This is a genomic window from Pseudomonas costantinii, from assembly GCF_001870435.1.
Classification (GTDB): Bacteria; Pseudomonadota; Gammaproteobacteria; order Pseudomonadales; family Pseudomonadaceae; genus Aquipseudomonas; species Aquipseudomonas costantinii.
Window position 1 is genome coordinate 183,414 of the sequence record NZ_MDDR01000007.1, and the last position, 15,095, is coordinate 198,508.

The 15,095-nt window shown below is 60.6% G+C and carries 12 protein-coding genes; 8 read left to right on the forward strand and 4 right to left on the reverse strand.

Annotation, left to right across the window (positions count from 1 at the left end):
* Nucleotides 1-130 precede the first annotated feature (130 nt).
* Nucleotides 131-346, forward strand: coding sequence for a ribosome modulation factor (gene rmf, locus BFL40_RS32775; protein WP_002553055.1), 216 nt, complete (start codon nucleotides 131-133; stop codon nucleotides 344-346).
* Between the two features lie 126 nt (nucleotides 347-472).
* Here the strand turns inward: rmf and BFL40_RS05805 are convergent, their stop codons facing one another.
* The 4 genes from BFL40_RS05805 to sctC form a co-directional block, all read right to left on the reverse strand.
* Nucleotides 473-1,498 carry a quinone-dependent dihydroorotate dehydrogenase gene (locus tag BFL40_RS05805; RefSeq protein ID WP_071483047.1) on the reverse strand — a complete coding sequence of 342 codons (1,026 nt, stop codon included), beginning with the start codon at nucleotides 1,496-1,498 and terminating at the stop codon, nucleotides 473-475.
* 86 nt (nucleotides 1,499-1,584) lie between these two features.
* On the reverse strand, nucleotides 1,585-2,040 hold the full coding sequence (locus BFL40_RS05810) for a transglycosylase SLT domain-containing protein (RefSeq protein WP_071483048.1): 456 nt from the start codon (nucleotides 2,038-2,040) through the stop codon (nucleotides 1,585-1,587).
* A complete protein-coding gene (locus tag BFL40_RS05815; protein WP_071483049.1) occupies nucleotides 2,033-2,434 on the reverse strand; it encodes a winged helix-turn-helix domain-containing protein in 402 nt (133 codons plus the stop codon). Before BFL40_RS05815 ends, BFL40_RS05810 begins: the two co-directional genes overlap by 8 nt.
* 171 nt (nucleotides 2,435-2,605) lie before the next feature.
* Entirely contained in the window at nucleotides 2,606-4,066 is a 1,461-nt protein-coding gene (sctC, locus tag BFL40_RS05820) for a type III secretion system outer membrane ring subunit SctC (protein WP_162843047.1), read from the reverse strand.
* A 273-nt stretch (nucleotides 4,067-4,339) separates the two neighbouring features.
* Here sctC and BFL40_RS05825 point away from each other — a divergent pair, with 273 nt between their 5' ends.
* The 7 genes from BFL40_RS05825 to BFL40_RS05855 all read left to right on the forward strand — a co-directional run bounded on the left by BFL40_RS05825 (nucleotide 4,340) and on the right by BFL40_RS05855 (nucleotide 15,086).
* Nucleotides 4,340-5,566, forward strand: coding sequence for a CmpA/NrtA family ABC transporter substrate-binding protein (locus tag BFL40_RS05825; protein WP_071483051.1), 1,227 nt, complete (start codon nucleotides 4,340-4,342; stop codon nucleotides 5,564-5,566).
* 13 nt (nucleotides 5,567-5,579) lie between these two features.
* Nucleotides 5,580-6,155: an ANTAR domain-containing response regulator gene (locus BFL40_RS05830; RefSeq protein ID WP_053257467.1), complete on the forward strand. Its 576-nt coding sequence runs from the start codon at nucleotides 5,580-5,582 to the stop codon at nucleotides 6,153-6,155.
* A gap of 340 nt (nucleotides 6,156-6,495) precedes the next feature.
* Complete coding sequence (locus BFL40_RS05835) at nucleotides 6,496-7,707, forward strand: nitrate/nitrite transporter (RefSeq protein ID WP_071483052.1); 1,212 nt, start codon at nucleotides 6,496-6,498, stop codon at nucleotides 7,705-7,707.
* Nucleotides 7,707-9,377 carry a bifunctional protein-serine/threonine kinase/phosphatase gene (locus tag BFL40_RS05840; protein WP_071483053.1) on the forward strand — a complete coding sequence of 557 codons (1,671 nt, stop codon included), beginning with the start codon at nucleotides 7,707-7,709 and terminating at the stop codon, nucleotides 9,375-9,377. Before BFL40_RS05835 ends, BFL40_RS05840 begins: the two co-directional genes overlap by 1 nt.
* A 233-nt stretch (nucleotides 9,378-9,610) precedes the next feature.
* Complete coding sequence (gene nirB, locus BFL40_RS05845) at nucleotides 9,611-12,064, forward strand: nitrite reductase large subunit NirB (protein ID WP_071483054.1); 2,454 nt, start codon at nucleotides 9,611-9,613, stop codon at nucleotides 12,062-12,064.
* Complete coding sequence (gene nirD, locus BFL40_RS05850; RefSeq protein ID WP_071483055.1) at nucleotides 12,061-12,378, forward strand: nitrite reductase small subunit NirD; 318 nt, start codon at nucleotides 12,061-12,063, stop codon at nucleotides 12,376-12,378. Before nirB ends, nirD begins: the two co-directional genes overlap by 4 nt.
* Complete coding sequence (locus tag BFL40_RS05855; protein ID WP_071483056.1) at nucleotides 12,378-15,086, forward strand: nitrate reductase; 2,709 nt, start codon at nucleotides 12,378-12,380, stop codon at nucleotides 15,084-15,086. Before nirD ends, BFL40_RS05855 begins: the two co-directional genes overlap by 1 nt.
* Nucleotides 15,087-15,095: the final 9 nt, after the last annotated feature.

Sequence of the window (15,095 nt, forward strand, 5' to 3'; positions counted from 1 at the left end):
GGCGCCGTAACGACGCCGACACATTGGCTCGCCACGCCGGCAGCGAGCCCACCAACGGCAGAAAAACTCTGCCCGGCTTCCCCCGAAGTCGAAGGATATCAAGACAGTCAACAAGTGAGGGAAACACCCTATGAGAAGACTTAAGCGTGATCCGTTGGAAAGAGCATTTTTACGCGGATATCAATATGGCGTTCATGGAAAGTCCCGTGAGCTTTGCCCATTTACTCTACCGTCGGTACGCCAAGCCTGGATCAACGGCTGGCGAGAAGGACGCGGCGACAACTGGGACGGTATGACTGGCACTGCGGGCATCCACAGACTCAACGAACTTCACGCCGTCGGCTAATACAGGGCACTCAATCCGACACACCAACTTGAAGAACATGTAACGACTTAACCACGCACGCCCCATCCGGGCGGCGGGCTTCGGCCCAGGGGGCTCCTTTATGGAGCCCTTTTTAATGGCTGGTCCTTAAGCCTTCGGCAATGCGGCAATCGCATCCACCGATTCACGAATCAACGCTGGGCCTTTGTAGATAAAGCCTGAGTACAACTGCACGAGACTGGCGCCGGCGGCAATTTTCTCGGCCGCATGCTTGCCTTCGGTGATGCCGCCCACCGCAATAATCGGCAAGCGCCCAGCCAGCTCGGCTGCCAGTACCTTGACGATATGGGTGCTCTTGTCCCGCACCGGCGCGCCCGACAGCCCGCCCGCTTCATCACCATGGGCCAGCCCTTCGACGCCAACGCGGCTGAGGGTGGTGTTGGTCGCGATCACTGCGTCCATTCCCGAGTCCACCATGGCCTGGGCTACCAACACGGTTTCCTCATCGCTCATGTCCGGGGCAATTTTGATAGCTAACGGCACCCGCTTGCCGTGGCGCACGGCCAAGTCTTCCTGGCGCTGACGCAGGGCTTCGAGCAGTTGCTTGAGGGAGTCACCGAATTGCAAACTGCGCAGGCCCGGGGTATTGGGAGAGCTGACGTTGACGGTGACGTAGCTGGCGTGGGCGTAGACCTTGTCCAGGCAGATCAGGTAATCATCGACAGCACGCTCTACCGGTGTGTCGAAGTTCTTGCCGATATTGATTCCGAGGATGCCCTTGTACTTCGCCGCTTGAACCCGCGACAGCAGGTGATCAACCCCAAGGTTGTTGAAGCCCATGCGGTTGATGATCGCCTCGGCTTCCGGCAAGCGGAAAATCCGTGGTTTTGGGTTACCCGGTTGTGGCCGTGGCGTCACGGTGCCGATTTCGACAAAACCGAAGCCCAGTTGCGCAAAGCCGTCGATGGCCGCGCCGTTCTTGTCCAGGCCGGCAGCCAGGCCGACCGGGTTAGGAAAGTCGAGTCCCATCACCGTCACCGGCATATTTGCCGGAGCCTTGCATACCAGGCCATTAAGCCCCAAGCGACCACCGGCACCGATCAGGTCCAGGGACAGATCGTGGGAGGTTTCCGGGGAGAGTTTGAACAACAGCTGGCGGGCCAAGGTATACATGGGCGGGCTAGACTCGGATGACGGCGAAAGGTAGCGCCGATTATAGCCGGGGTGGCGGCTCAGGTGCGAGGCGTGCCGTCCAATCGTCAATGCCGTTGCGTAACCAATGCCTCATACCGAGCCCAGATTTTTTCTGCGTAACGTAGGCGCAATGTCTCACGCTCAGGTGCTGCACCCGCGTTATAGGAGCCCACGGCTGTCCAGTTGTAACCGAAACGCTGGATGAACTCGGCAAGGATCGAGGCCCCCACTTCGACTGACAAACAGGGTTCACTCAGCAACCGCTCCTCGGTAATCCCCTGTTTGAGCAGACGTGGCAGATGCATGCTGTTGATCTGCATCAGGCCAATATCCCGGCTGCCATCGCTATTAGCAGGGTTAACGGCTCCCGCGCGGTAACCCGACTCCACAGCGGCAATGGCCTGTAATAGCTCCGGTTCGATGTCGTAGCGGCTGGCCACCTCATTCCAGCAGTTCGCCCAGGCCTGATGGCTGTTCATCAGTACGCTCAACAGTAAACCTTTGACCAACAACTTAATCATGTTTCACCTGGCCACAGGCCGAACAGATACGCTGCGCACGCTCCCGTCCGGCTTGTCGGGGGCCGTGCTGCTCAATTCTCACAAGACAGGTAAAACGGTATCCCCTGCCATAGATCGTTTTGATAAATCCTTTGTCCTTCTTCAGGTGCTTGCGCAACGCATAAATACAGCGAGTCAGTGATTCCTCTGCGACTTCCCCACGGGGCCAGGCCAACTCAAGCAAACGATCCTTGGTCATCAGTTCTCCGTCGGATGCCAACAACAACCGCAGCACATGCCACTCCTTGGGAGGCAATTGAATATCCGCACCTTCCCCGGTCAACCGGCCATCGCCATGCAAGGTCCATCCGGCAAACACCCGTGAAGCCGTCAGCCCATCATTCATGACGGTCATACACACCTCTGCATCCGACTACTGACATTGAATTCCAAACTTCCAGAAACGGCAGATACGCCTACACCTCGACTATAAAAACCTGAGCACCGGACAACGTTAGGAAAAAACCCATTTGATCGAGGCTTTTGGCAGGCACCACGTAGGACTTTTCCACCACCCGCCGCAAGGTCACTCCGTTACCGGGATTTCACGGTTTTCACGCACAAACGCACGTTGCACGCGCTCATATTGGCTTTGTGTCAGGGGCGGAGGCCCGATCGCGCCAGCCAGCATCGTGGGCTCGTTCCCAACCGCCCGTGCCTGGATCACAAACAGCCGCACCTCGGCACGTCGACTGCGGGCGGCTCCCTCATCCTCACGTCGAAAACCACCCAGCCAGAGGCGCCGGCCCTGGGGCACACGCACCACCGTGCTGATTCCCACTTGCCCCACTGCCGCCGCTGAGTCGGGTTTGGGCTTGCCACCCATCTGCCGGTCATCCTCGAGGGCCAGCAGCATTTCAATCTGGTTCGCTTGCGCAAAGCGCGGCAGCACACTGGCTTGTGTGCCATATCGCACGGGTTGCCATTCACCGCTATCGCCTGCGGATTTGGGCAGGTAAAGCGTGTGGCTGTCCTGGAAAACCGCTGGAACATTTTCCTGCGTGAGGATCACAGGAAATGCGACGACCCTGGCCTTTCGACGACGCTCCAGCGCGATGAGTTGCGCCATCAAGCGGTTATCGTCCAAGGGTTCCAATACATGCGTCGCCGAAGTCGGGGTGTTGCTCTCCTGAGCCCAGCCCACGTCCATTTTCTGGAGTTCGTCACGGTCCACATCCACCCGCCATAGCGACACTTCAATCGCCCGTTTGGGCTTGTCGAGCTCCGCGACCAGCTCCTCAAGCACCTTGACCTGGGCAGGTTTACCCTTGACCAGCAAACTGTTGGAGTCAGGGTAGGCAATCACCACGAGGCTCTTGTCGGCCAACACACTTCGCGGCCGCTGCGTTTCATCCTTCTGCTCGCTGGCCAGCACCGTTTCGATCATCGAGGCCATGCCCGGTACATTGACCTTGTCGTCGCCCATGACGTACTGCCGGTCTGCCACGTGGGTATTGAAAACTTGCACCACGCCGAAGGTCTGTGCACCCACGCGTACCTCGGTACGTTGCCGGTCCATCAGTTGGGCCAGGTGCAGCACCTGATCCACATAATTGGGTGGCCCGGACACATAGAACGTCCGTCCACCGCTCTCGCGGAGCGGGTAGCGTGATTCATCAAGCCCCGAGCGGCGCATGAACCCGCGCAACCTGTCGACCGAGATATGCCGTAGCGTCACCGCGGAGCTTTTCGCTTCACCAGCGTCATAGACATATAACGCCTGCCCATCGCCGTACCAGATAAGGCCTTGCCTCTCGGCCACTGCTTCCAGGGTCCGCTGCGCAGCTTCCAAATCAAATGCCCCGGAGATGCGTTTACGCGCCACTTCGCGACTGACGACGACGGGCAAGCCCAAGGGCACCGACAATGCGCTAAAAAACGTATGCAAGCTTTCATCCCGCGCCTGGTAGCTCTCTGCCAAGGCGGGAGCATTGACCAACAACAACGCGAAGCACAGCAGCCAGCGATACAACCAGTGGCTGCTCATCATGGCCGGGGAATCGATAGACACCGTGGGGGTTCCTGGCAGTCTGGCGCAAAGAAGCGGCCATACTGAAAGGCAGCCGACTTTCAATCTTGATGGAAAGCTGACGGCAGGCCGCGCCTGTCAGCCCGTGGCATGTGCTTTGCTTCGCACTGTGCATCAGAGCACGCGCCAACGTCGGAGCGGGCTTACGGACAAAGGCGTCGTTACCCTGCAGTGGCCTATAGCGCCATCCGAGGGAGCGACGCTTTTTTTTGAGAGAAAAGGTAGGTCTTGATGAATGATTCGGTCGGCAACAGCCCGGTGAACAATCCACTGGCCTGGGTAAACGGTAGTGACGCCCCAGAAAAGACCAGTCTCGACTTGGGCTTCATGGCTCTGACCGATTGCGCCCCGCTGGTGGTCGCCGCCACCCAGGGTTTTGCGCAACCCTACGGCCTGACACTGAACCTCAAGCGCCAATCATCCTGGGCCAACCTGCGCGACAAGCTGGTCAGTGGTGAACTGGACGCCGCTCACAGCCTTTACGGGCTGATCTATGCCGTGCACCTGGGAATCGGTGGCGTAGCGCCTACCGACATGGCTGTGCTCATGGGCCTCAACCAGAACGGCCAGAGCATCAATCTGTCCCACGGATTGCAACAGCAGGGGGTGATCACTCCTGAGGCATTGGATCGCCATGTGCACCAAAGCCGAACAAAACTGACCTTCGCCCAGACCTTTCCCACAGGCACCCACGCCATGTGGCTGTATTACTGGCTCGCGAGCCAGGGCATTCATCCATTACAGGATGTGGACAGCGTAGTGGTACCACCGCCACAGATGGTCGCGCACCTGCAAGCCGGGCGCATCGATGGGTTTTGTGTCGGCGAGCCCTGGTGCGCCAGTGCAGTCAAGCAAAACCAGGGGTTCACCCTGGCGACCACCCAGGCGATCTGGCCAGATCATCCGGAGAAAGTGCTCGGCTGCACCCAGGCCTTCGTCGATCAATACCCCAACACTGCCCGCGTGCTGGTGATGGCGATCCTCGAAGCCAGCCGTTTTATCGAAGAAAGCCAGGAAAATCGCCGCTCCACCGCGCAGTTGCTCAGCGCCCGCGACTACCTGGATGCACCGCTCGACTGCATCGAACCACGCCTGCTGGGCGCTTATGACGACGGCCTGGGCAACCAATGGCAAGACTCCCATGCCCTGCGCTTTTTCGGTGGTGGCGAGGTGAACCTGCCGTACCTCTCCGACGGCATGTGGTTCATGACCCAGTTTCGGCGCTGGGGCCTGCTGCGCGAGGACCCGGACTACCTGAGCATTGCGCGTCAAGTTCAGCAACTGGACCTGTATCGTCAGGCCGCCGCCGCTGTCGGCGTCCCGGCAAACAGCCAGGACATGCGCAGCAGCCAGTTGATCGACGGCAAAATCTGGGACGGCTCCGACCCTACGGCCTACGCGCGCAGCTTCCGCTTGCATGCCATGGCCGAACACGCTGGCCGCCAAGCCTTGCGCTGACAGGAGGACTCATATGTTGCGAATCCTGTTGATCAACGATACCCCGCGTAAAGTCGGGCGCCTCAAGGCCGCACTGACCGAAGCCGGATTCGAGGTAATCGATGAGTCCGGCCTGACCATCGACTTGCCTGCGCGCGTCGAAACGGTGCGACCGGACGTGATCCTGATCGATACTGAGTCACCCGGTCGAGACGTGATGGAGCAAGTGGTGCTGGTCAGCCGCGACCAACCACGACCCATCGTGATGTTTACTGACGAGCACGACCCGAACGTGATGCGCCAGGCGATCAAGTCCGGCGTCAGCGCCTACATCGTCGAAGGCATCCAGGCCCAGCGCCTGCAGCCGATCCTCGACGTGGCCATGGCCCGCTTTGAAAGCGACCAGGCCCTGCGCGCCCAGCTCCAGGCACGCGACCAGCAACTGGCAGAACGCAAGCGCATCGAGCTGGCGAAGGGCATGCTGATGAAAATGAAACACTGCAATGAGGAAGAGGCCTACACCCTGATGCGCCGCCAGGCCATGAGCCGCCAGCAGAAACTGATCCAGGTGGCGGAGCAGATTATCGCCATGAGCGAGCTGCTCGGCTAAAAAACCGCCGTAGCAGCTGTCGAGCCTTGGCGAGGCTGCGTTTGCGGTGTATCTGACACACCGCTGACGCAACCTCGCCAAGGCTCGGCAGCTGCTACGGGGAGAGATAAGACGGCATCTACGGTGCTTGGTTGGCGCAGGACTTGCTAAGCATTCATCACAGGTAACCAACGGCGGTTGCCCCTCCACGACAAAGACGTCGCACATCCGGTTTGCCCCCGCAAACCTGGTGGCGGCGTTTTTTCGTTTTGGCCCCAGTGCATGGGGCCGGTGGGGCGGCCTTAGCCGGCTGTTCCATCACCAGGCCTTCTTACAAGACTCCCAACCGTTGAGGTGCGTGATGAAATCAAGCTTCTGGAAATCCGGGCACACCCCGACCCTGTTTGCCGCGTTCCTGTATTTCGACCTGAGCTTCATGGTCTGGTACCTGTTGGGCCCGTTGGCGGTGCAGATCGCCGCCGACTTGCACTTGACCACCCAACAGCGCGGCCTCGTAGTAGCGACACCGATCCTGGCGGGCGCGGTGCTGCGTTTTCTGATGGGCATGCTGGCCGACAAGCTGTCGCCCAAGACCGCCGGGCTGATCGGCCAGGTGATTGTGATCGTGGCGCTGTTTGGCGCCTGGAAACTGGGCATCCATAGCTACGAGCAAGCCTTGTTGCTGGGCGTATTTCTGGGGATGGCCGGTGCGTCCTTTGCGGTCGCCCTGCCCTTGGCGTCCCAGTGGTACCCCGCTGAACACCAGGGTAAAGCCATGGGCATTGCCGGCGCCGGTAACTCCGGCACCGTGTTTGCCGCGTTGCTGGCACCGGTGCTGGCTGCCGCGTTTGGCTGGAGCAATGTGTTTGGCTTTGCGCTGATTCCGTTGATTCTCACCCTGATCGTCTTCGCTTGGCTGGCACGCAATGCACCAGAACGCCCGAAGGCCAAATCCATGGCCGACTACTTCAAAGCCCTCGGCGACCGTGACAGCTGGTGGTTCATGTTTTTCTACAGCGTGACGTTCGGCGGCTTCATCGGCCTGGCCAGCGCCCTGCCCGGCTACTTCAACGACCAATACGGCCTGAGCCCGGTAACCGCCGGCTACTACACCGCCGCCTGCGTGTTCGGCGGCAGCCTGATGCGCCCTCTGGGCGGCGCGCTGGCAGATCGTTTTGGCGGGATTCGTACCCTGCTCGGCATGTACAGCGTGGCGGCGATCTGTATCGCCGCGGTGGGTTTCAACCTGCCAAGTTCCTACGCGGCACTGGCGCTTTTCGTCTGCACCATGCTTGGCCTCGGCGCAGGTAATGGCGCGGTGTTCCAACTGGTGCCTCAGCGCTTTCGTCGCGAGATCGGCGTGATGACCGGCCTGATCGGCATGGCAGGCGGCATCGGTGGCTTTGCTCTCGCGGCAGGGATGGGTGCGATCAAACAAAGCACCGGCAGCTATCAACTGGCCCTGTGGTTGTTCGCCAGCCTCGGCGTGTTGGCCTGGTTTGGTCTGTACGGCGTCAAACGTCGCTGGAGAACCACCTGGGGCTCGGCTGCCGTGACCGCCGCGCGCGTCTGATGAGCCTGCAACTGAGCGTCGCCCAGGCCAGCGCCATCGGCCCTCGGGCAGAAAACCAGGACGCCTTGCGCGTGGTCACGCCCATGGCGGAACTGGCCGCGAGCAAAGGCTACCTGTGCGCCATGGCCGACGGTGTCAGCCAATGCGCCGACGGCGGCTTGGCGGCACGCTCGACCTTGCAGGCGCTGGCCCTGGATTACTACGCCACGCCGCAAACCTGGGGCGTGGCCCAGGCCCTCGAACGCCTGCTGCTTGCGCAGAATCGCTGGCTGCAGGCCAACGGCGGTGGCCAGCCGCTGCTCACCACCCTCAGTGCCCTGGTGTTTCGCGGCCAGCGCTTCACCCTCGCCCACGTTGGCGATTGTCGGGTGTATCGCTGGCTGGACGGCGAGTTGCAGCGCATCAGCGAGGACCATGTGTGGGAGCAACCGGGCATGCAGCATGTGCTCAAGCGCGCCCTCGGCCTGGATCAGCATCTGGTGCTGGACTTCCTCGACGGAGAACTGCGCGCAGGCGAATGTTTCCTGCTGCTCAGCGATGGTGTGTGGGCCACCCTGGACGATCACAGCATCCGCGCGATCCTACGCGAGCAAACCGACCTTGATGTGGCGGTAAACACCCTGGTCAACGCCGCGCACCTGGCCGCAAGCCAAGACAATGCCAGCGCCCTGCTGGTGCGCATCGACAAACTCGGCGCCGCCACCCTTGGCGATGCGCTGGTACAGTTGCAGCAATGGCCACTGCCACCGCCCCTGAAATCCGGACAGCACTTTGAAGGCTGGCAAGTTGAAAGCGTGCTGGCGCACAGTCGACAGTCCTTGCTGTACCGGGTACGCGATGCCCAGCAGCAGCCTTGGCTACTGAAAACCTTGCCCCTCAACCGCGACGATGACAACGACGCCGGCCAAGCCTTGCTGTCGGAAGAGTGGTTTTTGCGGCGAGTTGCCGGCCGCGCGTTTCCTGAAGTCCACGCGGCCAGCGGGCGTCAGCATTTGTACTATGTGATGCGCGAATATCCAGGGCAAACCCTCGCGCAATTATTCCAAAATCAAGGGCCGTTGCCCCTGGCGCAATGGCAGTCCATCGCCGAACGTTTACTGCGGGCGGTGGGCACGCTGCATCGACGGCAGATCCTGCACCGCGATATCAAGCCGGAAAACCTGTTGCAGGGTGACGATGGAGAACTGCGCGTGCTGGATTTCGGCCTGGCCTACTGCCCAGGACTCTCCGAAGACCGTGCCCACTTGCTGCCCGGCACCCCGAGTTTTATCGCACCCGAGGCTTTCAGTGGCGAACGTCCTGCGGCACAACAGGATTTGTACAGTGTCGGCGTCACTCTCTATTACCTGCTGACCGGGCATTACCCCTACGGCGAAATCGAAGCCTTCCAACGGCCCCGTTTCGCCCAGCCCGTCAGCGCCAGTCGCTACCGTCCCGACCTGCCGGATTGGTTGCCTCTCAGCCTGGAGCGCGCCGTGGCGGCTCAACCGGAGCAACGTTATGAAACTGCCGAAGAATGGTTGCTGGTGCTGGAACAGGCTGACCGCCGTGAGTTGAGCGTGCGGCCAAGACCGTTGCTGGAGCGTGAACCGCTCAAGGTCTGGCAAACCCTGGCCATGGTCTCACTGCTGATCAATCTGGTGCTGCTGTACTGGTTGCTGCACCACTAGGGGGCGAAACGTTGTGCCATACCTTGCGCATCCCCAGTAAAACCGGGCGTGGCGTAACTTGGCACAACCGCTGCATTAGCTAACCCAACAACATACATATAGCCGCCCCTTCAACGTCGAAGGGTCGAGCTTCCCGAGAGAACGGGACCAGGACAAAGGCGTCCTCGCTAGGTAACTAGCGGGGACGCCTTTTTTGTTTGCGCGTGATTTGTCGAGCCATTGCGGAGAACGACATGAAAAAACTCAAATTGGTGATGATCGGCAACGGCATGGCCGGGGTTCGCACCCTTGAAGAATTGCTCAAGCTGAGCAGCGACCTGTATGACATCACTGTGTTCGGCGCCGAGCCGCACACCAACTACAACCGCATCCTGTTGTCGCCGGTGTTGGCCGGTGAGCAGACCTTCGAAGAGATCGTGCTCAACGACCTGAGTTGGTACCTGGAAAACAACATCAAGCTGTTGCTCAACCGCAAAGTCGTGCAGATCGATCGCGTCAAACGCATCGTCATCGCCGAAGACGGCACCGAGGCCGAATACGATCGCCTGCTGATCGCCACCGGCTCCACCCCATTTATCCTGCCGATCCCCGGTAACACTCTGAAGGGCGTGATCGGCTACCGCGACATCGCCGACACCCAGGCCATGATCGACACCGCCAAGACTCACAAGCACGCCGTGGTGATCGGCGGTGGCCTGCTCGGCCTGGAAGCCGCCAACGGCCTGATGCTGCGCGGCATGCATGTGACCGTGGTGCATATCGGCGAATGGCTGCTGGAGCGGCAACTGGACAAAACCAGCGGCCAACTGCTGCAAACCGAACTGGAAAGCCGTGGCCTGGTGTTTCGCCTGTGCGAACAGACCCAAGCCCTGCACGACGCCGGCAATGGCCGCGTCGGCTCGGTGCAATTCAAGAATGGCGACATTATCCCGGCCGACCTGGTGGTGATGGCCGCTGGCATCCGCCCTAACACCGAACTCGCCGAAAAGTCCGGAATCCCATGCAACCGTGGGATTTTGGTCAACGACACCCTGCAAACCTACGACCCGCGCATTTATGCTATCGGCGAATGCGCCAGCCACCGTGGGATCGCCTACGGCTTGGTCGCACCGTTGTTCGAGCAGGCCAAAGTCTGCGCCAACCACTTGGCCCAATTGGGCTTTGCCACCTACAAAGGCTCGGTCACTTCGACCAAGTTGAAAGTCACCGGCATCGACCTGTTCTCCGCCGGCGACTTCATGGGCGGTGAAGGCACCGAGACCATTACCCTCTCCGACCCGATTGGCGGCGTGTACAAGAAACTGGTGATCAAGGACGACATCCTGGTCGGCGCCTGCCTGTACGGCGACACCGCTGACGGCGGTTGGTATTTCCGCCAGATCCGTGAGAACCATGCGATTGGCGAGATCCGCGACCACCTGATGTTCGGCGAAAATGCTTTGGGCGATGTAGGCCACCAAGGCCAGGACAAAGCCATGAGCATGGCCGACAGCGCTGAAGTCTGCGGTTGTAACGGCGTATGCAAGGGCACCATCGTCAAGGCAATCCAGGAACAGGGGCTATTCAGCGTCGACGAGGTGAAGAAACACACCAAGGCCGCCAGCTCGTGTGGTTCCTGCGCCGGGCTGGTGGAACAGATCCTGATCAACACCGTGGGCGGTGCCGCTGACGTCAAACCGAAAAGCGAAAAAGCCATCTGCGGCTGCAGCGACCTCAACCACGGGCAAATCCGCCAAGCCATCCGCGACCAGCATCTGCTGACCATCGCCGGCACCATGAGCTACCTGAACTGGCGCACGCCCAACGGCTGCGCTACCTGCCGCCCGGCCCTGAATTACTACCTGATCTCCACCTGGCCTGGCGAAGCCAAGGACGACCCGCAATCGCGCCTGATCAACGAACGGGCCCACGCCAATATTCAGAAAGACGGTACCTATTCCGTAGTCCCACGGATGTGGGGCGGTGTGACCAATCCTTCGGAACTGCGCCGTATCGCCGATGTGGCCGACAAGTACAACGTGCCGATGGTCAAGGTGACTGGCGGTCAGCGCATCGACCTGCTTGGCATCAAAAAACAGGACTTGCCGGGTGTATGGAAAGACCTCGACATGCCGTCCGGTCACGCCTACGGCAAATCTATCCGCACCGTAAAAACCTGCGTCGGCAGTGAGTTCTGCCGCTTCGGCACACAAAACTCCACGCAGTTGGGCATTGAGCTGGAGCATGACCTCTTCAATATGTGGTCGCCGCACAAGGTCAAGTTGGCGGTGTCCGGCTGCCCACGTAACTGCTCGGAAGCGGGAATCAAAGACGTGGGAATCATCGGCGTCGACTCCGGCTGGGAGATGTACATCGGCGGTAATGGCGGAATCAAGACCGAAGTCGCGGAGTTCTTCGTCAAGCTGAAAACCGCCGAAGAAGTCCGCGAATACAACGGCGCCTTCCTACAGCTATACCGCGAAGAAGCCTTCTACCTCGAGCGCACCGTGCACTACCTGCAACGGGTCGGCATGGAACACATCAAGAAGGCCGTTTTGGAGGACCCGGCCCGCCGCCAGGCGCTCAACGAGCGGCTGCAATTCTCGCTGTCGTTCGAACAAGACCCATGGAAGGAACGCCTGGAACAGCCGCTGCTGAAAAAAGAATTCGATGTCATCCCCGTCAAACAGCTGGAGGTGTCGGTATGAACTGGCTGGATATTTGTGCCCTCGATGAAATCAACACCCTGGGCTCGCGCATCATCAGTGGGCCAAAAGGCGATATCGCGATTTTTCGTACCAGTGACGACGAAGTCTTCGCCCTCGACGACCGCTGCCCACATAAGGGCGGCCCGCTGTCTCAAGGCTTGATCTATGGCAAACGCGTGGCGTGCCCGCTGCACAATTGGCAAATCGATCTGGCTTCCGGCGAAGCCCAGGCACCGGATATCGGTTGCGCCCATCATCACACCGCCCGCGTGGAAAACGGCCGGGTGATGCTGGCCCTGCGGGACGCCGGTTGATGAACCGCCAGACCACCGCGTCCACCTGCTGTTATTGCGGGGTGGGTTGCGGCGTGCTGATCGAGCATGACGGTTCGCAGATCCTGGGTGTACAAGGCGACCCGAGCCACCCGGCGAACTTCGGCAAACTGTGCAGCAAAGGCTCAAGCCTGCACCTGACCGGTGACTTGAGCGCCCGCGCCTTGTACCCGGAGCTGCGCCTGGGCAAAGGCCTGGCACGGGCCCGTACCGACTGGGACGCCGCCCTGGAACATGCCGCCAACGTGTTCGCCGAAACCATCGCCGAGCACGGGCCGGACAGTGTGGCGTTCTACATATCCGGGCAATTGCTGACCGAAGACTATTACAGCTTCAACAAGCTGGCCCGGGCGTTGGTGGGCACCAACAACATCGATAGCAACTCGCGGCTATGCATGTCTTCGGCGGTGGTCGGCTACAAGCGCAGCCTGGGCGCCGATGCGCCACCGTGCAGCTATGAAGACCTGGAGTCCAGCGACTGCGTGATGATCGTCGGCAGTAATATGGCCTACGCCCACCCGGTACTGTTCCGACGCCTGGAAGAAGCCAAGGCGCGGCGCCCGCAGATGAAAGTGGTGGTGATCGACCCACGGCGTACGGATACCTGCGATTTAGCTGACTTGCACTTGGCGATACTTCCGGGGACGGATGTCGCATTGTTTCATGGGGTTTTGCATCTGCTGCTGTGGGAAGACTGGATCGACCGCGACTTTATCCAGGCGCATACCGATGGGTTAGTCGAGTTGAAACGGCTGGTGCATGACTACACGCCGCAGATGGTCACGCAACTGTGCGGGATCAGCGTTGAGCAACTGCGCCTGTGTGCAGAATGGGTGGGCACCTCCAGCAGTTTTCTCTCGCTGTGGTGCATGGGACTGAACCAATCCACCGCCGGCAGTGCGAAAAATAGCGCATTGATCAACCTGCACCTGGCCACCGGCACGATTGGCCGACCGGGCTGCGGGCCGTTTTCCCTGACCGGCCAGCCGAATGCCATGGGTGGGCGCGAGACCGGCAGCTTGTCGAATTTGCTGCCGGGTCACCGCGAAGCGGCCAACCCTGAACATCGGGAAGAAGTCGCCGCCTATTGGGGGGTCGATGCATTGCCCGCGTCTACCGGGCTGACAGCTATCGAACTGTTTGAGCAGGTCCAGGCAGGCAAGATCAAGGCGTTGTGGATTGCCTGTACCAACCCCGCGCAATCGCTGCCAGACCAGAACACCGTGCGCACGGCGTTAGCGGCCTGCCCGTTCGTGGTGTTACAGGAGGCTTTTCGTACCACCGAGACAGCCGCCTATGCCGACCTGCTATTGCCTGCCGCGAGCTGGGGGGAAAAGGAAGGCACGGTGACCAACTCCGAACGACGGATTTCCCACGTACGTCGCGCCATCGTCCCACCGGGAGAAGCACGACCGGACTGGGCGATTACCGTGGATTTCGCACAGCGACTGGAGCGCCGCTTACGGCCGGGTCTGACGAGCCTGTTCGCCTTTGAGCAACCGGCGCAGATTTTTGATGAATACAAGGTACTGACCCGCGACCGCGACCTTGACTTGTCGGGTATCAGCCATGCCTTGCTCGATCAGATCGGCCCACAACAATGGCCGTTTCCCATAGGCGCGCAATCTGGAACACCGCGCCTGTACACCGATGGCCACTTCCCGACCGACAGTGGCCGCGCGCACTTTGTCGCCGACCCTTATCGCGCCGCCAAGGAACAACGTGACGCACGTTACCCCCTGACCCTGATCACCGGCCGCCTGCGCGACCAGTGGCATGGCATGAGTCGCACCGGTACGGCGGCGCAGCTGTTTGGGCACGTCAATGAGGCGTTGCTGAGCCTGCACCCGGATGAGTTACGCCGCCATCGCTTCAAAGAAGGCGACCTGGTTAACCTGAAAAGCCGTCGCGGCAGCGTGATCGTCGCAGTCAGCAGTGATGACAGCGTGCGTCCGGGCCAAGCGTTTCTGCCCATGCATTGGGGCGATCGTTTTCTCAAGGGTGGCGTAAACGCTCTTACCCAGCCGGCGTTCGATCCCTTGTCGAAACAACCGGAGCTCAAGCACAGCGGCGTGCGCCTGGAGACGGTGCAACTGCCGTGGCAGTTGTTCGCGTTGATCGAAGGCGATGTACAGCAACACTTTGAGGCCCTGCGCCCACTGTGCGAGGGCTTTGCCTATGTCAGCCTGAGTCTGGCCGGGCGTGAGCGGCCAGCCTTGCTGGTGCGCGCGGCACATACCGAGGCGCCCGACCTGCAACTGTTGACCCGCATTGACGAACTGCTGGGGCTTAATGACGGGCCCGTCATGGCCTACGACGACCCGCGCCGCTCAATCGGCAAGCGCGTGAAAATCGAGAAAGGCCGTATTACCGCCCTGCGCCTGGCGGGTGAAACCCTCGCTCGGCATTGGTTGCAAAGCCTGTGGCTGGAAGGCCGCACCGACGATCAACTGCGGCGCTGGCTACTAGCCCCACTAAGCGCACCACCGGGTGGCGCGGCGGCCAGCAGCAAGATCCTGTGCAACTGCAAGAACGTCAGCGAAAACGCGGTGTGCGCCGGTATTGCTCGCGGCCTGAGCCTGGATGGGCTCAAGCAAGAGTTGGGCTGCGGTACGCAATGCGGCTCCTGTGTGCCGGAAATCAAACGTCTTTTGGCCAGCAACCCGCAGCCAATCGCAATCAGTGTGTGAGGGGAAAAA